Here is a 19139-nt window from a genome sequence, read left to right as displayed (position 1 = left end):
GAGTCGAACTAAAAAAACCGCCAGCACTTGCTGGCGGTTTTTGTTTCATGGCTTGAGCAGGGCGTAGAGGCTCAGATCTGATGCAAAACCAGACTCGCTCAATCCCTGTTCTATGGTCTTGATAAAGCCCGCATTGTGCTGGCGTATGGTGTGATAGCTGTAGAACAGGTTGATGACATCCTGCTCTTCCAGCTCCTTCTCCATGGCCATCAGACACAGATAGCTGCGCAGCAGGAAGTAGTCGATGACCAGCAACTGATAGGCCTGGGCCGGGGTGTTCTGCTGCTGCGGGAAGTTGTGGTGGTAGACGTAGTAGAGCAGGTAGTTGTCCATGATCTGGGGACGGGCCGCCAGGAAGGGCGAGACCTTGTCGTACCAGGCCTGCTGCAGCCGTGCGAGTTTCGCCTCATCATAGACCCCCTCCAGCAGTAGATTGATCTTGTCGAGGCAGCCTTGCATGGTCTGCCGCCCACGCCTTCCCTGCGAGTAGGCCAGCAGTTGATGGGTGATGGTTCGCAGCCCCCACCACTGCAACCGCGGCAAGACCGGCAGCTGGTCGAACATGGTGAGGAGCTCTCCCCGCTCGGCCAGCACGGCCACCTGATCCAGGAAGGCTTCGTGTGACAGCTGTGAGGGATCCCGGTGGACCAGCATGCCGATGAGCCACAGCCGTATTTCGACGGGCACCTCAGTTGCGGCCAGCACATGGATGCTCAGGCTGTGCAGGGTCGCCATGGCGGTAGAGGGGGGGGAGACGAACGGCAGGCGTTGATCCAGCTCGGTGACCTCGGTCTGCATCGCCATGGGATCGAGCAGCAACTGCCGGCTGACCTCGGGGCAGGAGAGCATCAGGGATTTCCTGACCTGGTTGCCGATGCGTGAATGGGATCTGGGGTAGGTCTTGCAGGTATGGCTCAGTGCCTCGGCCCCGGCCTTGCTGTGGATCTGGCACAGACGGTTCTCATCGAGGAAGGGGCAGGCCCCCTGCTCATCGAGCTGGATCTCTCCCCAATGCTCATTGCTCTGTTTGACCTTGCGGATATGCAATTTGCTGAGGGACTGGACTGTGGGGTCCGGGTGCTTCACATAGTTCCGGAAGGTCAGCTTGTCGATGCTGATGGTCCAGCTATGACAGCAGTTGTCCTCGCAGCGATCGCCTATGCACTGGAAATGTTTAACGAAGTGAGGGGTATAGAGAGAGGCTGCCATGTCGCTGTCCGGTGAGGGGAGGTGCCGCGATAAAAGCAATAACCATGCCGAATGCCCTGACTCTGTGGCAGTTTCATGGATTGTGATGGGCGCAGGAAGCGCAAAAAAATATGCGTCAAGCCGCCTACATTTCTGCAGGAAAGGGGTCGCCTATATCTGATGTCAACCTAACAGGCTGCAGTGCAGCGTCATATCGAGGAATACATCATGGGCTTGTCCATCCACACCAACTTCGCTTCTCTGACCACCCAGAGCCAGCTCAATACCACCAACAAGATGCTGGGCACCGCCATGCAGCGTCTGGGTACCGGTCTGCGCATCAACTCCGCCGCCGATGACGCCGCCGGTCTGCAGATGGCCACCCGTCTGCAATCCCAGTCCAGCGGCCAGAAAGTGGGCATGCGCAACTCCCAGGATGCCATCTCCATGATGCAGACCGGTGAAGGCGCCATGGACGAGATGAGCAACATCGTTCAGCGCATGAAGGATCTGGCTACCCAGTCTGCGAACGGCACCAGCACCACCGAAGACCGCAAGGCCATGGACGCCGAGTTCACCGAGCTGCGTGCCGAGCTGGACAACATCACCAACAACACCACCTTCGGTGGCCAAGAGCTGCTGAAGACCGGCAAGGGTTTCCAGGAAGATGTGACCTTCCAGATCGGCGGCACTGGTGCCGAGAAGCTGGAACTGAAAAAGACCGGCACCCTGGCCAAGGCGCTGGCAGAAGTCGTGGGTACCGGCAAGGGTACCGATGGTGCAGCCGTCAAGGCTGGTATCAGTGATCAGGCCAAGGCTACCGCCTCCATGGCCGAGCTGGATACCTTCTCCCAGAAGATCGGTGAGTCCCGTTCCGCCTTCGGTGCCAACATCAACCGTCTGGAACACACCGTCAACAACCTCTCCAACATGAAAGAGAACACCGATCTGGCGAACGGTCGCATCATGGATGCCGACTTCGCCCAGGAGAGCACCAACATGACCAAGAACCAGATGCTGATGCAGGCTGGCATGTCCGTGCTGTCCAACTCCAACCAGATGACCGGCATGGTGACTTCCCTGCTGCGTTAATCCCTGTGGCACTCATCCCCGGGATGAGTGCCCTCTTCCTCCCGTTCTTCTCCCCTCTTTCCGCTTTTCCGCATATTTTTCCGATCTCCATTCAAGTCTTGGCCGATACCTGTCGCTTCTCACTCCCATAGGGTTACCCGCTGCATCGCAGCTTTTTTGAGGAGTAAATCATGGGTTTGTCCATTCACACCAACTTCGCTTCCCTGACCACTCAGAGCCAGCTGAACACCACCAACAAGATGCTGGGCACCGCCATGCAACGCCTGGGCACCGGTCTGCGCATCAACTCCGCCGCCGATGACGCCGCCGGCCTGCAGATGGCCACCCGACTGCAATCCCAGTCCAGCGGCCAGAAAGTGGGCATGCGCAACGCCCAGGACGCCATCTCCATGATGCAGACCGGCGAAGGTGCCATGGACGAGATGAGCAACATCGTTCAGCGCATGAAGGATCTGGCTACCCAGTCTGCGAACGGCACCAGCACCGCCGACGATCGCAAGGCGATGAACGCCGAGTTCAGCGAGCTGCGCGCCGAGCTGGACAACATCACCACCAACACCACCTTCGGTGGTCAGACTCTGCTGGCCAAGGATCAAGGTTTCCAGAAGGCCGTGACCTTCCAGATCGGTGGCACCGCCGCCGAGAAGCTGGAGCTGAAAGACGATGGCGCCCTGGCCACCGCCCTCAAGGGTGTGATCGCCGATGACAAGGGCACCAAGGGTACTGCCGTCGCCGCCGGTATCGATGACCAGACCAAGGCCACCGCTGCCATGGCCGAGCTGGACACCTTCTCCAAGGGGATCGGCGAGGCGCGTTCCGCCTTCGGTGCCAACATCAACCGTCTGGAACACACCGTCAACAACCTCTCCAACATGAAAGAGAACACCGATCTGGCGAACGGCCGCATCATGGATGCCGACTTCGCCCAGGAGAGCACCAACATGACCAAGAACCAGATGCTGATGCAGGCTGGCATGTCCGTGCTGTCCAACTCCAACCAGATGACCGGCATGGTGACTTCCCTGTTGCGTTAATGAGTTGCCTGGCCACCTCGAGAGGGGTGGCCTTGTTATTGCTTGTGCGTTGGAAAGCACCGACCCGGTTTTTTCCAACGGGCATGCCACCGATAAGTTGATAAGGATGTGATGATGCAAGTAGATCCGGCCAGCATGGCGATGCAACTGGTAGCCATAGAGCGCCAGAACATGGACAAGCTGCTGAAGAAGCAGCTGGACAGCGTCAAGGGGCAACAGAGCGCCATCAGCACGCTCACCACCAAGTTGTCGACCTTCCAGACCATGCTGAAGGATTTGAACAAGGCGACCAACCTGCAGGCCCAGAAGGCCACCATGTCCCAGGACGGGGTCATGACGGTCACCAGCAACGGCAAGGCCAGCTCGGGTCAGTACAACTTCTTCGTGGAGCAGCTCGCCCAGTCCCATCAGGTGGGTCTGGAGCTCGACAGCGACACCACTCCGCTGCCGACCGATGGCGTCTTCTCCCTGACGGTGAAAGGCAAGACCATCGACATAGACCTGGCGACCCTGCCGGCCGGCGCCACCGCCAAGGACCTGGTCTCCCACATCAACAATGCCAAGGACAATCCGGGGGTAAAAGCGACCCTGGTGCGCACCGATGGCAAGGTGAGCATGGTGCTGACCAGCAAGGAGAGTGGTGTGGAGAACGCCATCACCCTGGGCTACAGCGGCGATGCCACCAATGGGCTGGGCACGGCCGTCGCCGGCAAGACGGACATCACCCAGGCACAGGATGCCAAGTTGCGCATGGGGGGGGACAACCCCCTGACCATCACCTCCTCCAGCAACAAGATAGAGAACGTGGTCGACGGCCTGACTTTCCAGCTGACCAAGGCCCAGAAGGTGGGGGATGCCCCCCTGATGGTGACCATAGATCAGGACAAGGAGGCGGTGACCGGCTCCCTCAAGAAGTTCGTCGACAGCTATAACGAGCTGATCGATGAGCTGGCTAAGATGACCTCCAGCGATCCCAAGGCGCCGGGGGCCCTCTCCTCCGACAGCGGGGTGCGCAGCCTCAAGAGTGCCCTGTCCCGCAGCGTGCGCGAGCTGCCCAATGATCTGACCCTGGGCAGCCTCGGCATCAAGACCGACAAGGCGGGCAAGCTCTCCTTCAACGAGACCGACTTCAACAAGGCGCTGGAGAAGGATCCCGAGCTGCTCGGCAAGGCGCTGATGGGGGATGATGGCCTGCTCAAGCGGATGAGCGATTCTCTCGATCCCTATACCAAACGGGATGGCGCCCTGAAGGGACGCAAGACCGGCCTGGAGGCGACCGAGAAGCGGGTGAACGAGCGGATGGAGGCACTGGATCGCCGTATGGAATCCGCGTATAAGCGCTACCTCAATCAGTTCACCACCATGAACCAGATGATGCAAACCATGGGCGCATTGTGAGTCGGTGAACACCTATTCTCCTGAATGAGTGAGTCTTTCATGTTTGAACCCCAAGATGGCTACGATGCCTATCAGTTCGCCGCCACCCAGGCCAAGGCGGCGAGTGCCGATCCGCACCAGCTGGTGCTGATGCTGATGGATGGATTGCTCGATGAAATGGCACGGGCCGAGGGCCACATCCTGGCCAAACAGTACGAGCGCAAGGGGCAGTCCATCAACAAGTGCCTGCAGATCCTGGGGGGGCTCGACAGCGCCCTCGACATGGACAAGGGCGGCGAGCTGGCCAGCAACCTGCACCGTCTCTACGACTACTGCGGGCAGCGGTTGTTCGAGATCAGCGTAGCCAACGATGTCGCCGGTTTCGCCGAGGTGCGCCGCATCCTGCTGGAGCTGAAAGAGGGCTGGGAAGCGATGGCTCGCCACCCGCGCTGAGGCGGAAGCCGTCTTTCCCCATAGTGTATAAACTGCCGTTAACTTGTTGAAATACAACAGCTACACATCTGGCCTGCTCCTTGCTAGTTGGCAGGGTCGTCTTATATCGGGGCCATCATCATGTCCATGACCGGGTCTGTGCATCCCAGCACGGAACAAGAGACGCGCCAGCGCCAGTTACTGGGGTTGGGGCGTCTGATACTACAGCAGGCCCGTGCCGGGCAGTGGGATGCGGTGCGCCTGGCGGATCAGCGCCTCGCCCAGTTCATCGGTCATCTGCGTCAACACCCCACCCTCTGGCAGGCGCTGGCACCGGCCCGCGATCAGGTTCGCGGCTGGCATCAGGAGGCCTTCTCGCTCTGCGAGCAGGAGACCAGGCTGCGCAAGCAAGAGTGGCAGTCCCTGTCCGACAAGCGGGAAGGGCTGCAAGCCTATGACGAGGCGCAAACATGGGCATGATCCCCTTTATCGCGGCCGAGCCGGTCGCGACTTCGTCATCGAGCGGCTTTACCCGTCTCTCCCGTCAGCCCGACGGGCAGGGGGAGGCTTATCAGCCACTGGATCTCCCGCTGGAGGCGAGCGCCCCCCCCGTCGTAGAGGAGATCGTCGTCAGAGAGACTGACGGCGAGACGACAGATCAGCCCCTGCCCGAGGTGGTGGAGCAACTGCACGCCTTTACCCATCTGCCCCCAGTGTTTATCCGCCATGAGGAGGCGTCGCGGCTGCTGGCCGCCCGTCAATCGGCGGATCCCGCGCCCCAAAGCGTCACCGTTCATGAGGTCGGGGACGGCTCCCCGTCCATCTCGGCGGCGCTGCGCGCCCTGTCACGTTTCGAGCGGCAGGAGGCCGAACGGACTCCGGTGGTGCTGCCTACCGAAATGAGCAAGGAGAGAGTCCCCCAGCTCACGGGAGAGGCCGCCAGGATGCTGAGCCAGTCGATGGGCCAGGACGGCAAGCCGCCACTCACCGACAAGCTGGTTGCCGGTTTGCCGCCTCTGCCGGGGGCGGAGGGGAGATCCGAACGGGATGGGTTGATCACCGACCTCAAGGCCATGGCCGGGCAGCCGATGCCCACCTCCTTGACCCGAGCGGCGGAATACCAGTGGGCGCCGGCCCGTCTGGCGGACAGCCCGGCCCAGTGGGGCCAGCAACTGGTCGAGGTGCTCAAAGACAAGGTCGAACTGCAGGTGAACCAGAGCATCAAGCAGGCTCACATCCGCCTCGACCCCCCTGAGCTGGGCCGCCTGGAGCTGACCGTCAGGATGGACGGCGATCGCCTCAACGTACAGCTCAACGTGACCAACCCGGCGGTGCGCGAGGCCCTGATCCAGTCGATGGAGCGGCTGCGCATGAGCCTGGCCCCCCATCATGCCGGTGGGGTCGAGGTGAATGTGGGCCAGGGGGGTGAGCAGGAGCGGGGAGAGCGCTGGCAGCAACAGGACGGGATCCTGGCTGGGCGGCGACAGTGGCAGGAAGAGCCCGGCTCGGCGGACGAGCTTGCCCGGGACTGGCTCAATACCTTGGTTTGATTTTTCCATTATCCAGCGATAGCGAGAGTGATTTCATAATATGCGGCGAGTCATGAAGTGGTTGATGATGGTGATAATGGCCCTGTGTCTGCTGGTGGCGCTGGCCTACGGCGCTTATCTCAAGCGGGATACCCTTGCGGTCTGGCTGGGGCTGGCGGAGGCCCAGCCCGAGCTGAGCAAGACCCCGCTGTTCAAGCCCATGGAGCGCTTCGTCATCAGCCTCGAGGGGGACAGCGAGCCCCACTATCTGGTGCTGGAGCTGGCGCTGGTCACCCATAACCCCGCCCAGCTCGAGACCCTCAATGAGCTGACCCCCCTGATCCGCAATGCCATGGTGCAGTACTTCAGCCACCGCTCCCACGATGCGGTGAAGAAGGAGCTGCAGAACATCTCGGCCCTGCAGTCGTCCTTGCTCAGCAAGCTGGTCACCACGCTGCAGGGGTATGGCTACAAGCCCTATCTGGATGAGGTGCTGGTCACCAAGGTGTTGGTGCAATAGGGCATGATGGACGCCGGCTGGGATACCCATGACGATCTCGCTGTCTCGCCCCCCCGTACCGGCGAGCAGGCGATCCTGACCCGTTACCTGTCACTGGTGAAGCGGGCCGCCAGCCACCTGCGCAGCCAGGTCTCGGCCAGCTTCGATCAGGAAGACATGGAGCAGGTCGGCATGATGGGTCTGCTGGAGGCCTGGCGTCGCTACGGCAGCGAGCCCGATGCCCAGTTCGAGAGCTATGCCTTCAAGCGGATCCGCGGAGCCATGCTGGACGAGCTGCGTCGCCTCGACTGGCGCCCCCGCCAGCTGCGTCAGCAGGTCCATGGCCACAATCAGGTGCAGCGTGAGCTGTTCAACCGCCTCGGTCGCAACCCGACCGAGCAGGAGCTGGCCGATGCGCTGGCGTGCTCCGTCGAGGAGGTGCGCCAGCTCGCCTACGCCAGCCAGGCCGAAGCCCTGCAGAGTCTGGAGGAGTGGCTGGAGAACGGCGGCAAGGCCCCGACCACGGAATCGGATGATGTGGACATGGCCATGACCCTCAGCAAGGTGCTTCGCTCCCTGGACAAGCGGGAGCAGCTGCTGCTCTCCCTCTACTACCAGCAGGAGCTGAACATGAAGGAGATCGCCCTGGTGCTCGGCCTGACCGAGTCGCGGGTGTGTCAGTTGCACAAGCAGTGCGTCCTTCAGCTCAAGCAGCGTTTGGTCGATTCCATATAAATAGCGCCTCTCCCCCGCGGTGAGGCTTGTTGAATTCTGCGGGAGCATCCATGCAAAAACAGATTGGTCTTGGTGTCATTTTCATTTGTGTGCTGGGGGGCTTCATGATGGCCGGTGGCCGCCCCATCGCCCTGTGGCAGCCAGCCGAACTCATCATCATCATAGGTGCCGCCGCCGGCTCCATGTTCCTCGGCAACTCCAAGGAGGTGATGCACGAGATGTGGCGCCAGGTAAAGCTCTGTTTCAAGTCCAACAAGGATGAGAAGGAGATCTACCGCGAGCTGCTGACCCTGATGCATCAACTGCTGGAAGAGACCCGCAGCAAGGGCATGAAGGCGCTGGACGAGCATGTGGAGAACCCGCAGCAGAGCTCCGTCTTCCTGATGTATCCCCAGGTCTCCGAGGATCCGCAGCTGCTCGGTTTCATCATCGACAACCTGCGCCTGCTCGGCATGGGCAAGATCACCCCCCACGAGCTGGATACCATACTGGAACAGGAGATCATGGCCATCGAGGAGGACATGCTCAAGCCTTCCCACGCCCTGCACAAGACAGGGGAAGCCTGCCCCGGCTTTGGCATCCTGGCCGCCGTCATGGGGATCATCATCACCATGCAGCAGCTCGATGGCCCCCTGAGCAACATAGGGGTCCATGTGGCCGCCGCCCTGGTGGGCACCTTCATCGGCATCTTCCTCTGTTACTGCCTGCTGGAGCCCATCAGCAACGCCATGGAGGAGATGGTCAAGCGTCGCATCGGCATGCTGATGTGCATCAAGTCGATCCTCATCGCCCAGCTGCGCGGCAAGACCCCGCTGCTCTCCGTCGATGCGGGCCGCAAGATGCTGGAGCCTGACGTGAAACCCAGCTTCCTCGAACTGGAAGACTGGGTGACGAACAGGGCCATGTGATGCGTAACCACGAGCAGATCATCATCAAGCGCCAGCAAAGGCGCAGCAGCGGGCCCAAGAGTGGCGGCGCATGGAAGGTCGCCTTCGCCGATTTCACCCTGGCGATGATGGCCTTCTTCATGGTGCTCTGGATCCTGGCGGTCTCCAGCCAGGAGGAGCGGGAGGTGGTGGCCAGCCGCCTGCGGGACTACAGCATCATGGACAGCGAAGCGAATCCGTTCGACATCAGAAACAGCCCCTATCCGGTGGATCTGGGGGGCAATCCGTCCGTGCTGGAGGAGCTGAGCCCCCAGTTCGTGGAGGAGGGGCAGCGCATGCCGAGGCACATGGAGCGCAATCGCAGCATCTTCAATGACGGTGCCGAGGGCGGCTACGAGAGCCTGCTGGTCGGGAAGATCGAGGGGGAGGCGCAGATGAAGCAGCTGGCAGGCTTCATCGGCTCCATGGCGGATCAGATGCAGGCAAAGAACAATCTGGAGCTGCAACTGGTGCCCCAGGGTCTGCGGATCCTCATTCGCGACGATGACGAGCGGGAAATGTACAGCCGCGGCAGTGCCCGCATCAGCCCCTTCTTCCGCCATCTGCTGATGGCGCTGGCCCCCGTCTTCCAGCGGGTGGAGAACCGGGTGATGATCTCTGGACACACCGACAGCACCCCCTTCGCCGGGGACAACTACAGCAACTGGGAGCTCTCCTCCGATCGGGCCATGATGGCAAGGCGGGTGCTGCTCGCCGGCGGTATGCCGCCGGAGCGGGTCGGCCAGGTGGTCGCCATGTCGGACACCATGCTGGAGAATACCGCCGATCCCAGGGGCAGTCAGAACCGCCGTATCGAGTTGCTGGTGATGACGACCCAGGCGGAGAAGAATCTGGAACAGCTATTCAGTACCCAAACCCAAGCCGCCACTCAGCAAGCCAAGGATGCCACTGCCCATGGGAACCCCTGATACCGAACTACCGGAATGGACCGAGTTCAACGATCCTAGACGCAAGGTTCCCCGCTGGTATCTGCACGACGGCTCCACCCCCCTGGAGTCCCAGAGCTGCGGCATCGCCGCCCGCCTCATGGTCTCCGGGCTGCTGTTCGACAAGAGTATCGGCCGGGCGGTGATCAAGGACATAGGCCCGGGCGGGGTCGGCTTCCTGACTCCCTCCCGCTTCACTCTGCCCGATGTGGTCAGCCTCTCCCTGTCACCCAAGATAGTGCTGGAGTGCCAGATCACCCACAGGCGCCCCATCGGCCAGTACCTCAGCTTCTATGGTGCACGCTGGGCCAATCCAGCATCCGTGGATCTCGCGCCCGTGCTCAGCCACTGGCGCCACTGTTTCATGGCGCCAGCAGAGGGCGGGCCTGCTTCAATCCCAGCGGATCCGGCAGCGGCGCAAGGCTGAGGCCGCCGCGCCCCATGTCCAGCCCCCTCGCCGGTTGCAGCAGCAGGGGGTCGTGCAGACTCTCGAGGGATACCGCCCTCACCAGCAGTGGCTTGTCACTCGGCCGGGTGCCGCCGGGCGCCTGACTGCGACCATAGACGATGGGGCAGTTGGTCACCCCCTGACCGTCCGGCAGTTGCCAGGCGGGGTTCCAGCGGCTGGCCTCGTTCATGGCGATCCCTTTGGCCAGCGCCCAGCCGAGCAGTGAGCAGTTGCCCGGCTGCCGCCATACCTGGATGTCACTCCCCTCCTGCCAGGATGGCAGGATGAACTGGTAGTGCGCCGCCCTGTCCAGCAACTGTGACAGGGCGATGAAGCGCGCCACATAGAGGCGCGTCTCGGTCGGCAGAGATAGTTCCCACAGATTGCGTGTTCCCGCGTTGATGACGGCCTTCAGCACCCGCCCTTCCCCTGCGTTATAGGCCGCCAGTGCCAGCAACCAGTCCTGACCGAAGAACTGATACAGCCAGCCGAGATAAGAGAGTGCGGCCTCGGTGGACAGGGGCAGGGAGTAGCGGCCGTCATAGCCAGGTGTCATGGGGACGGTGAAGCGGGCCGCGGTATCCGGCATCAGCTGCCAGGGGCCGGCGGCTCCCGCCGAGGAGACCACATCCAGCCGATAGCTGCTCTCGATCAGGGGGAGAAAGGCCAGCATGGAGGGGAGCTTGCGCGCGCTGACCTGTTGCTCCACCCAGCGGATCATGGGTTGGGACTGGGCGATCCTGCGCTGCAGATGGCCGCGTTGCTGCAACAGGTACTGGGTCTGCTGGCTGACCAGCTCTGCCCCAGTTCCTCCTATGGGGGTAGGAAAGCCGGCGCGCCAATGATAATTATCATAGGAGTAACAATGAGTGCTGATGAGCAGCGACAAGGGGGCGAGCAGTCGAAACGATAATTTAATCAGGAGAGAGACAGTCTGACGGGGTGATGATAAAAACATGATGAATCTCAACAGTTTTTGACAATTTCTGTCGACTGTTCATGTGGTATCCAGGACGTGATAAGCATGGTAACACGAGTAAAAAAGACCCCAAAGACGGGTAGGGCGATTCAGAAGTTTCTGCTTTATCTGATCCTTATTAATTTCGGTTTGATGTGGCTCTATGTCATGTATGCAGATGAGCTGACATTCGGCTCCAATCTTCTGCTGACTTTTCTGATCATCCTCTATAACCTGCTGCTCTGTCAGCTGGTGGTACTGCGCGCCCGGCGGGCGGGGGATGGCTATATCATCTATCCCGTGGTGGGGGTGAGCATCATACTCTGTGCCGTCGTGCTGTTTCGCTTCATTATTTCCCCCTGATGGCGGTTATTTGGCGCTGCTCCTTGCGGGGATGAATTAAATCCAGTCATGAATAACTCTTGAAAAATCAATTCATTTAATCGGCAGTGCCTCACTGCTGCGTCAATATGTTCCCCATGCCCGAGATCCTTGCTTGAAAAGCCCTCTGCTCGTCCTTAAACTTCATGGTGGAGAAAAGTGGATCAAAGTGGTTTTATCGGGCGATTTGCCTCCTTAAACTCACCTTCGGGGACTGCAATTTGTTGCGTGGCGCTCACGCCATCAGCCTGGACAGCAAAGGGCGATTGGCGATTCCGACCAAATATCGAGACTGGCTGCGCGACGAGTGCGACGGCCAGCTGGTCTGCACCATCGACATCGCTCACCCCTGTCTGCTGCTGTATCCCCTGAATGAATGGGAAGAGATCGAGCGCAAGCTCAAGACGCTTTCCAGCACCAACCCCGCGGAGCGCCGCCTGCAACGCCTGCTGCTTGGCAACGCCATCGAGTGCGAACTGGACGGCAATGGCCGTCTGCTGCTGAGCCAGCCGCTGCGCAATCACGCCGGGCTGGACAAGAAAATCATGCTGGTGGGCCAGCTCAACAAGTTTGAGCTGTGGGATGAAGCCCGCTGGCAGCAACAGATCAATGACGATATCCAGGGCTTGCCCGAGGACGATTGGGCAAGTTCACCACGACTACAGGATTTCTCTTTATAAATGACCCAAGCCGCTGAACACATCACAGTGCTGTTGCACGAAGCCGTCGAAGGGCTGGCCATCAAGCCGGACGGCGTCTATGTCGACGGTACCTTTGGCCGGGGTGGTCACTCTCGTCTCATTCTCGAAAAACTCGGCCCACAGGGCCGCTTGATCGCCATCGACCGGGATCCCCAGGCCATTGCCGAGGCGGCCAAGATCCAGGACCCACGCTTCGAAATCGTGCACGGCCCCTTCTCCGGCATCACCTCCTATCTAAGTGAGCGCGGCCTGCTCGGCAAGGTGGACGGTTTCCTGCTGGATCTCGGCGTTTCTTCCCCCCAGCTCGACGACGCCGAGCGCGGCTTCAGTTTCATGAAGGACGGTCCGCTGGACATGCGCATGGATCCCACCTCCGGCCAGAGCGCGGCCGAGTGGCTGGCTCGCGCCGATGTGGACGACATCGCCTGGGTGCTGAAGACCTTCGGTGAGGAGCGCTTCGCCAAGAAGATCGCCCGTGCCATCGTCCACGACCGGGTTACCGAGCCCTATGTGCGCACCCGCCAGCTGGCGGAGATGATTGCCCGGGTCAATCCGAGCAAGGAGAAGGGCAAGCACGCCGCGACCCGCAGCTTCCAGGCCATCCGCATCTACATCAACAGCGAGCTGGACGAGATCGAGACAGCGTTAAACGGTGCCCTGCAGGTGCTGGCCCCCGAGGGGCGCCTCTCCGTCATCAGTTTCCACTCCCTGGAAGACAGGCTGGTCAAGCACTTCATCCGCAAGCACGAGAAGGGACCCGAGGTGCCGCACGGCATCCCGCTGACCGAGGCTCAGCTGGCGGGTGGTCGCAAGTTGAAGTCGGTCGGCAAGGCGCTCAAGCCCTCCGATCATGAAGTCACCGAAAACACGCGCGCACGCAGCTCGGTGCTGCGGGTGGCCCAGCGTCTGGCGGATTGAGTCATGAGCGAGGTGCGCGTTCATCTGGCCAAGGAGATCATCGGGGATCTCTGGCGTCACAAGCTGCAGGTGGTGCTGGCCATCGCCGTGCTGGTCACCGCCTTCGCGGTGATCCTGGTGACCAACATGACCCGGGGCCTGACCGCCAAGCAGAATGATCTGATGGCGGAAGAGGACAGGCTCAACATCGAGTGGCGGCACCTGCTGCTGGAGCAGGGCACCCTGGCCGAGCACTCCAGAGTGGCGAGCCTTGCCATGGATAAATTGCAGATGGCTCGCCCCCTGGTGACCACCGAGAAGGTAATAACTCAACCATGAAACGCAAGGCCGCCACCAGGGCACCGGCAAAAGAAAAAGCCAAGGCCAAAGCACCGTCACTCTACCCGTGGCGCTTTCGCACGCTGGTATTTTTCATCGGCATCGCCTTTGCGGGTCTGATCCTGCGTCTGGCCTGGATCCAGGTGATCGATCCCGACCGCCTGCGTCAGGAAGGGGACATGCGTTCACTGCGTACCACCTCCACCCAGGCGGTGCGCGGCATGATCACCGATCGCAACGGTGAGCAGCTGGCGGTCTCCGTACCCGTCGAGGCGGTCTGGGCGGATCCCAAGACGGTGCACGAGACCGGCGCCATCCATAACGAGCGCGCCTGGCTGGCGCTCTCCGCCGTGCTCAAGCTCGACATCAATACCCTCAAGCACCGCATCTCCAACCCCAGCAAGCGGTTTGTCTACCTGCAGCGGCAGGTGACGCCGGCGGTGGCGGAATACATCAAGGGCCTCAAGCTCGGCGGCATCTACCTGCGTCCCGAGTCCCGCCGCTTCTATCCGACCGGCGAGATCAGCTCCCACCTGGTGGGGGTGACCAACATAGATGGCAGCGGGATCGAAGGGATAGAGCGCAGCTACAACGAGTGGCTGACCGCGACCCCGGGGGAGATGCGGGTGCGCAAGGACCGTCAGGGTCGCGTCATCGAGCGCCTCGGCCTGGTCAAGGAGGGCAAGAACGCCAACGATCTGCAGCTCAGCATCGATCAGCGGGTGCAGGCCCTGGCCTACCGGGCCCTCAAGCGTGCCACCGACGAGAACAAGGCGACCTCAGGCTCCATGGTGATGCTGGACGTGAAGACCGGCGAGGTGCTCGCCATGGTCAACACCCCCTCCTACAACCCGAACAACCGGGGCCAGTACCAGAGCTTCCGGGTGCGCAACCGGGTGGTGACCGATACCTATGAGCCGGGTTCCACCGTCAAGCCCCTGATCCTGCTGAGTGCCCTCCAGGCGGGCGTGACCAGCTGGAAGGACACCATTCAGGGCGGCCCCCTGTTTATCGGGGCCAAGCAGATCCGTGACGTGAGTATCCACAAGGCGACCAACCTGTACGACATACTGCGTTACTCCTCCAACATCGGCATGTCGCGCATCGCCCTGCGCATGCCGGCCCAGGAGATGATCAATACCCTCAGCATGGTCGGCTTCGGTATGGATACCGGCAGCGGTCTGATGGGGGAGAGCAGCGGCATGTTGCCCCAGCGTCGACGCTGGTCCGATATCGAGCGGGCGACCCTCTCCTTTGGCTATGGTCTGCGGGTCACCCCGCTGCAGCTGGCTTCTGCCTATGCCACTCTTGCCAACAAGGGCAAGCGGGTGCCGCTCTCCATCATCAAGGTGACCACACCGCCCAAGGGTGAACAGGTCATCGATCACAACAACGCCACCGCCATGCTGCAGGCGCTGGAGTACGTGGTGGACAATGCCATACCCAAGGCCAAGATCCCCGGCTACCGGGTCGGCGGCAAGAGTGGTACCGCCAAGGTCGCCGTCGCCGGCGGCTATGGCAAGGACTACATGGCCTGGTTCGCCGGCTTCGCTCCCGCCAGCAACCCCCGCTTCGTCATGGTGGTGGTGATCAACGAGCCCAAGGGCAACGCCTACTACGGCGGCGCAGTCGCGACTCCGCCCTTCGCCGAGGCCATGGGTGGCGTGTTGCAACTCTTCAATATTCGTCCCGACGCGGTCCCCACCGAGGTACCCGCCAAACTTGCCCGTACGGAGGCCTCTCTTGCACCGCGCACTTGATGATCTGCTGCGCCCCTTCGGCATTCATGCCCCGGCGCTCCCCCTCACCGACCTCCAGCTGGACAGTCGGCGGGTTGGGCCCGGTTCTCTGTTCGTGGCCGTGCGCGGCCACCAGGTGGATGGCAGAGGCTTTATCGAACAGGCGGTGGCTCGGGGAGCCGCCGCCGTGCTGTTTGAGGAGGACGGTGAATTCGTCCCCCCCGCGCTCTCTGTGCCCTGCTTCGGAGTCCCTGATCTGCCCGCCAGGCTCTCCGAGCTGGCCGGCCATTTCTACCGGCAACCCAGCGACAGGCTGCAACTGGTCGGCATCACGGGCACCAATGGCAAGAGCACCACGGCGCTACTGGTCGCAAACTGGCGCACCCTGCTGGGGGGCAAGGCCGGGGTGATGGGTACCATAGGCAACGGCCTGTTCGGCGAGCTGGTGGAGGCGCCGAACACCACGGGCAGCGCGGTGGAGGTGCAGGCCACCCTGGATGCCTTACGGCAAGAGGGGGCTAGCCTGGTGGCGATGGAGGTCTCCAGCCACGGTCTGGTGCAGCACAGGGTGGCTGCCCTGCACTTTGCGGCGGCGGCCTTCACGAACCTGAGCCGGGATCATCTGGATTATCACGGCACCATGGAGGCCTATGGCGCGGCCAAGGAAGAGCTGATCAAGCTGGTAGACGAGCCCTGCGCCGTCATCAATGCGGATGATGAGCTGGGCAGGCGCTGGTTGTCCCGCTACCCCGCTGCGGTAGCCTTCGGGGTGAATGGTCCCATCGCCAACCATAGCGGGCGACAGTTGACGGCGCAGGATCCCCAATTTCACCAACAAGGTTTTCACACGCAGATTAACTCCAGCTGGGGGAATGGTGTATTATCCGCCCCCTTGCTCGGCCGCTTCAACGTCAGCAATGTGCTGGCGGCCATGGGCGTGATGCTGGTGCTCGGCTACGACTTCGACGCCCTACTGGCGAGCGCCCCCAGGCTGCAACCCGTGACCGGTCGCATGGAGTGCTTCGGCGGTGGCGATGCGCCGCTGGCCGTGGTCGATTATGCCCATACCCCGGACGCGCTGGAGAAGGCACTGCAGGCCCTGCGGGTGCACTGTGAAGGCGAGCTCTGGTGCCTGGTGGGCTGCGGTGGCGACCGGGATCGCGGCAAGCGTCCCATGATGGCGGCCATGGCGGAGCAGTATGCGGATCGCGTGATCCTGACCGACGACAATCCCCGTACCGAGGAGCCGGCCCAGATCATGGCGGACATGGTGGCGGGTCTTCGCGATCCCGGCGCCGTGCAGATCGAGCACGACAGGGTCAAGGCGATCGCTCTGGCACTGTCTCAGGCGAGCAAACAGGACATCATCCTGGTGGCCGGTAAGGGCCACGAGGATTATCAGATCATTGGAACCGACAAGCGGCACTACAGCGACCGGGAAACCGTCGCCGCCGCCTTGCACACATTATTGGAGTCATTCAGATGATGACCCTCAGGCTTGCCGAGCTGGCGCAGGCGCTCGATGCCCGTCTGGTCGGCGATGACGCCGAGATCACCGCGGTCAGCACAGATACCCGCACCCTGGGCAACGGCGCCCTCTTCGTCGCCCTGCGCGGCGAGCGTTTCGACGCCCACGACTTCTGTGCTCAGGCGGTCGCGGCCGGCGCCTCCGCGCTGCTGGTGGAGCGTGAACTGCCGTTGGCTGTGCCTCAGCTGATCGTGGACGACAGCCTCAAGGGGTTGGGGCGTCTGGGCAGGCTGGTACGCGAGCGTATCGCCCCCAAGGTGCTGGCCATCACCGGCAGTTGTGGCAAGACCACGGTTAAGGAGATGGCGACCGCCATCCTGCGCCACGAGGGGGAGGTGCTGGCCACCGCCGGCAACTTCAACAACGAGGTGGGCGTCCCGCTCACCTTGCTGCGCCTAGAGCCGCAGCACCAGTTCGCCGTGATGGAGCTGGGGGCCAATCACCCCGGCGAGATCGCCTGGACGACGTCGCTGGCCAAGCCCGATGCCGCCATCATCAACAACGTGGCTGCTGCTCACCTGGAGGGCTTCGGCTCCCTGGAAGGGGTGTTCCACGCCAAGAGCGAGATCTTCGAAGGCCTGGGTGAAGGCGGTAGCGCCATCGTCAACGCCGACAACGAGTTCTGGCCTAAGTGGCAGGCGAAGGGCATCCATTGCGCCTTCTCCGTCGAGGATCAGAGCCAGCCGTTCCATGCCCGCGACATCAGCTTCAACACCGAGGGCTGTGCCCAGTGCACCCTGGTGACTCCGAACGGTGAAATAAGCCTGACTCTGGCCATTCCCGGTCGTCACAACGTGGCGAACGCCCTGGCGGCGACCGCCGGCTGTCTCGCGCTCGGCGCGTCGCTGGCCTCGGTCAAGGCGGGGCTGGAGCAGATGGCACCGGTCAAGGGCCGCTTCTGCGTGCAGCGCTGGGGTGGTCTCACCCTGGTGGACGACACCTACAACGCCAGCGTGGAATCCGTGCTGGCGGGCATCGACGCCCTGACCGCCATGGCAGGCTACAAGGTGCTGGTGTTCGGTGACATGAAAGAGTTGGGTGAGGAGTCCGCCGCGCAGCACGCCCGGGTCGGACGCCATGCCAGCGAGTGCGGCCTCGATGCCGTGCTGACCGTAGGGGAACAGAGTCGCCACACCGCAGATGCCGCGGCTGGCCGACATTTCGATAACAAGGCGTCGTTGTTTGAAGTGCTTGCGCAAATGATAAATACACACCCGGAAATCTCAATCTTGGTCAAGGGCGCCCGTGGCTCCCGCATGGAAGATATCGTCGAGATGGTCAAAGACCGTCAGGAGTCAGCCACATGCTAGTCTGGCTGGCGGAACTGCTGACCCCGCACTTCACCTTCTTCAACGTCTTCTCCTACCTGACGTTTCGCGCTATCCTGTCGATCATCACCGGCCTGGTGGTGGCGCTCTGGATGGGGCCGCGCCTCATCCGCCGTCTGCAGATCATGAAATTCGGCCAGGTGATCCGCAACGACGGCCCCGAGTCCCACCTCAGCAAGAAGGGCACCCCGACCATGGGGGGCCTGATGATCATCGCGGCCATCTTCACCTCTGTGCTGCTCTGGTGCCGCCTCGACAACCCCTATGTCTGGCTGGTGCTGTTCGTGCTCGGTGCCTACGGCGCCATCGGCTTCGCCGATGACTACCTCAAGGTGGTGCGCAAGAATACCGACGGCCTGATCGCCCGCTGGAAGTACTTCTGGCAGTCGGCGGTGGCGCTGGCGGTGGCCGTCTTCCTCTACGCCACGGCGACCCACGACGGTCAGACCCAGCTGGTAGTCCCCTTCCTCAAGGATGTGATGCCCCAGCTCGGCCTGATGTTCATCGTGCTGACCTACTTCGTCATCGTCGGCACCTCCAACGCGGTCAACCTGACCGACGGCCTGGATGGCCTCGCCATCATGCCGACCGTGATGGTGGCGGGGGGCTTCGCGCTGATCGCCTGGGCGACCGGCAACGTCAACTTCGCGAACTACCTGCACATCCCCTATGTGCCCTACACCTCTGAGCTGGTGATCGTCTGTACCGCCATCGTCGGGGCGGGTCTGGGTTTCCTCTGGTTCAACACCTACCCGGCTCAGGTCTTCATGGGCGATGTGGGTTCCCTGGCCCTCGGTGGGGCACTCGGCACCATCGCCGTGCTGGTACGCCAGGAGTTCCTGCTGGTGATCATGGGGGGCGTCTTCGTGATGGAGACCGTCTCGGTGATCCTGCAGGTGGGCTCCTACAAGCTGCGCGGCGTGCGCATCTTCCGCATGGCGCCCATTCATCACCACTATGAGAAGAAGGGCTGGCCGGAGCCGCGCGTCATCGTGCGTTTCTGGATCATCACCCTCATGCTGGTGCTGCTCGGCCTCGCCACCCTGAAGGTGAGGTAAGCC

General features: G+C 62.0%; 21 protein-coding genes. 19 read left to right on the top strand and 2 right to left on the bottom strand.

Translation table 11 applies throughout. The features are described 5' to 3' along the window. Positions 1 to 45: 45 nt before the first annotated feature. On the bottom strand, positions 46 to 1209 hold the full coding sequence (fliB, locus tag ACRCYW_RS07065; protein WP_438549406.1) for a flagellin lysine-N-methylase: 1164 nt from the start codon (positions 1207 to 1209) through the stop codon (positions 46 to 48). 207 nt (positions 1210 to 1416) lie between these two features. On the opposite strand from fliB, the gene lafA (ACRCYW_RS07060) reads away from it, so the two are divergent. From lafA (ACRCYW_RS07060) to ACRCYW_RS07010, 11 genes are all read left to right on the top strand, one after another. Continuing rightward, a complete protein-coding gene (lafA, locus tag ACRCYW_RS07060; RefSeq protein ID WP_438549405.1) occupies positions 1417 to 2280 on the top strand; it encodes a lateral flagellin LafA in 864 nt (287 codons plus the stop codon). 170 nt (positions 2281 to 2450) lie between these two features. Beyond that, a complete protein-coding gene (lafA, locus tag ACRCYW_RS07055) occupies positions 2451 to 3314 on the top strand; it encodes a lateral flagellin LafA (protein WP_438549404.1) in 864 nt (287 codons plus the stop codon). A gap of 114 nt (positions 3315 to 3428) precedes the next feature. After that, the gene (lafB, locus tag ACRCYW_RS07050) at positions 3429 to 4712 is read left to right on the top strand and encodes a lateral flagellar capping protein LafB (protein WP_438549459.1); all 1284 of its coding nucleotides are present in this window, start codon (positions 3429 to 3431) and stop codon (positions 4710 to 4712) included. 39 nt (positions 4713 to 4751) lie between these two features. After that, entirely contained in the window at positions 4752 to 5144 is a 393-nt protein-coding gene (lafC, locus tag ACRCYW_RS07045; RefSeq protein WP_438549403.1) for a lateral flagellar export chaperone LafC, read from the top strand. A gap of 120 nt (positions 5145 to 5264) precedes the next feature. Further along, the gene (locus ACRCYW_RS07040) at positions 5265 to 5603 is read left to right on the top strand and encodes a LafX (protein WP_438549402.1); all 339 of its coding nucleotides are present in this window, start codon (positions 5265 to 5267) and stop codon (positions 5601 to 5603) included. Beyond that, positions 5600 to 6673 (top strand): flagellar hook-length control protein FliK, encoded by a 1074-nt coding sequence (locus ACRCYW_RS07035; protein ID WP_438549401.1) that lies wholly within the window; start codon positions 5600 to 5602, stop codon positions 6671 to 6673. Before ACRCYW_RS07040 ends, ACRCYW_RS07035 begins: the two co-directional genes overlap by 4 nt. Positions 6674 to 6713: 40 nt before the next feature. After that, entirely contained in the window at positions 6714 to 7172 is a 459-nt protein-coding gene (gene lafF / locus ACRCYW_RS07030) for a lateral flagellar basal body-associated protein LafF (RefSeq protein WP_438549400.1), read from the top strand. 3 nt (positions 7173 to 7175) lie between these two features. Continuing rightward, positions 7176 to 7886 (top strand): lateral flagellar system RNA polymerase sigma factor LafS, encoded by a 711-nt coding sequence (lafS, locus tag ACRCYW_RS07025; RefSeq protein ID WP_438549399.1) that lies wholly within the window; start codon positions 7176 to 7178, stop codon positions 7884 to 7886. Between the two features lie 50 nt (positions 7887 to 7936). After that, positions 7937 to 8794, top strand: coding sequence for a lateral flagellar motor stator protein LafT (lafT, locus tag ACRCYW_RS07020; protein WP_438549398.1), 858 nt, complete (start codon positions 7937 to 7939; stop codon positions 8792 to 8794). Continuing rightward, on the top strand, positions 8794 to 9741 hold the full coding sequence (lafU, locus tag ACRCYW_RS07015; protein ID WP_438549397.1) for a lateral flagellar motor protein LafU: 948 nt from the start codon (positions 8794 to 8796) through the stop codon (positions 9739 to 9741). Before lafT ends, lafU begins: the two co-directional genes overlap by 1 nt. Beyond that, entirely contained in the window at positions 9728 to 10186 is a 459-nt protein-coding gene (locus ACRCYW_RS07010) for a hypothetical protein (RefSeq protein ID WP_438549396.1), read from the top strand. Before lafU ends, ACRCYW_RS07010 begins: the two co-directional genes overlap by 14 nt. Here the strand turns inward: ACRCYW_RS07010 and ACRCYW_RS07005 are convergent. Further along, on the bottom strand, positions 10122 to 10976 hold the full coding sequence (locus tag ACRCYW_RS07005; protein WP_438549458.1) for a lytic transglycosylase domain-containing protein: 855 nt from the start codon (positions 10974 to 10976) through the stop codon (positions 10122 to 10124). The genes ACRCYW_RS07010 and ACRCYW_RS07005 overlap by 65 nt on opposite strands. Before the next feature lie 357 nt (positions 10977 to 11333). Here ACRCYW_RS07005 and ACRCYW_RS07000 point away from each other — a divergent pair, with 357 nt between their 5' ends. The 8 genes from ACRCYW_RS07000 to mraY all read left to right on the top strand — a co-directional run bounded on the left by ACRCYW_RS07000 (position 11334) and on the right by mraY (position 19136). Beyond that, positions 11334 to 11528: a hypothetical protein gene (locus ACRCYW_RS07000; RefSeq protein ID WP_438549395.1), complete on the top strand. Its 195-nt coding sequence runs from the start codon at positions 11334 to 11336 to the stop codon at positions 11526 to 11528. Positions 11529 to 11767: 239 nt separating this feature from the next. Beyond that, complete coding sequence (mraZ, locus tag ACRCYW_RS06995) at positions 11768 to 12226, top strand: division/cell wall cluster transcriptional repressor MraZ (RefSeq protein ID WP_349920799.1); 459 nt, start codon at positions 11768 to 11770, stop codon at positions 12224 to 12226. Then, entirely contained in the window at positions 12227 to 13165 is a 939-nt protein-coding gene (gene rsmH, locus ACRCYW_RS06990) for a 16S rRNA (cytosine(1402)-N(4))-methyltransferase RsmH (protein ID WP_318164269.1), read from the top strand. 3 nt (positions 13166 to 13168) lie between these two features. Continuing rightward, positions 13169 to 13483: a cell division protein FtsL gene (ftsL, locus tag ACRCYW_RS06985; protein ID WP_318164268.1), complete on the top strand. Its 315-nt coding sequence runs from the start codon at positions 13169 to 13171 to the stop codon at positions 13481 to 13483. Continuing rightward, positions 13480 to 15243 carry a penicillin-binding transpeptidase domain-containing protein gene (locus tag ACRCYW_RS06980; protein WP_318164267.1) on the top strand — a complete coding sequence of 588 codons (1764 nt, stop codon included), beginning with the start codon at positions 13480 to 13482 and terminating at the stop codon, positions 15241 to 15243. The genes ftsL and ACRCYW_RS06980 overlap by 4 nt, the downstream gene beginning before the upstream one ends. Then, positions 15227 to 16708, top strand: coding sequence for a UDP-N-acetylmuramoyl-L-alanyl-D-glutamate--2,6-diaminopimelate ligase (murE, locus tag ACRCYW_RS06975; protein WP_438549394.1), 1482 nt, complete (start codon positions 15227 to 15229; stop codon positions 16706 to 16708). Before ACRCYW_RS06980 ends, murE begins: the two co-directional genes overlap by 17 nt. Then, on the top strand, positions 16705 to 18060 hold the full coding sequence (locus tag ACRCYW_RS06970) for a UDP-N-acetylmuramoyl-tripeptide--D-alanyl-D-alanine ligase (protein ID WP_438549393.1): 1356 nt from the start codon (positions 16705 to 16707) through the stop codon (positions 18058 to 18060). The genes murE and ACRCYW_RS06970 overlap by 4 nt, the downstream gene beginning before the upstream one ends. Then, positions 18054 to 19136, top strand: a complete 1083-nt coding sequence (gene mraY / locus ACRCYW_RS06965) for a phospho-N-acetylmuramoyl-pentapeptide-transferase (protein ID WP_349920805.1) — start codon at positions 18054 to 18056, stop codon at positions 19134 to 19136. The genes ACRCYW_RS06970 and mraY overlap by 7 nt, the downstream gene beginning before the upstream one ends. The last annotated feature ends 3 nt before the right edge of the window (positions 19137 to 19139 follow it).

Source organism: Aeromonas sp., assembly GCF_051657805.1.
Taxonomy (GTDB): Bacteria; Pseudomonadota; Gammaproteobacteria; order Enterobacterales; family Aeromonadaceae; genus Aeromonas.
Note: the sequence above shows the minus strand (reverse complement) of the source record. Positions and strands in the feature narration are given on the sequence as shown.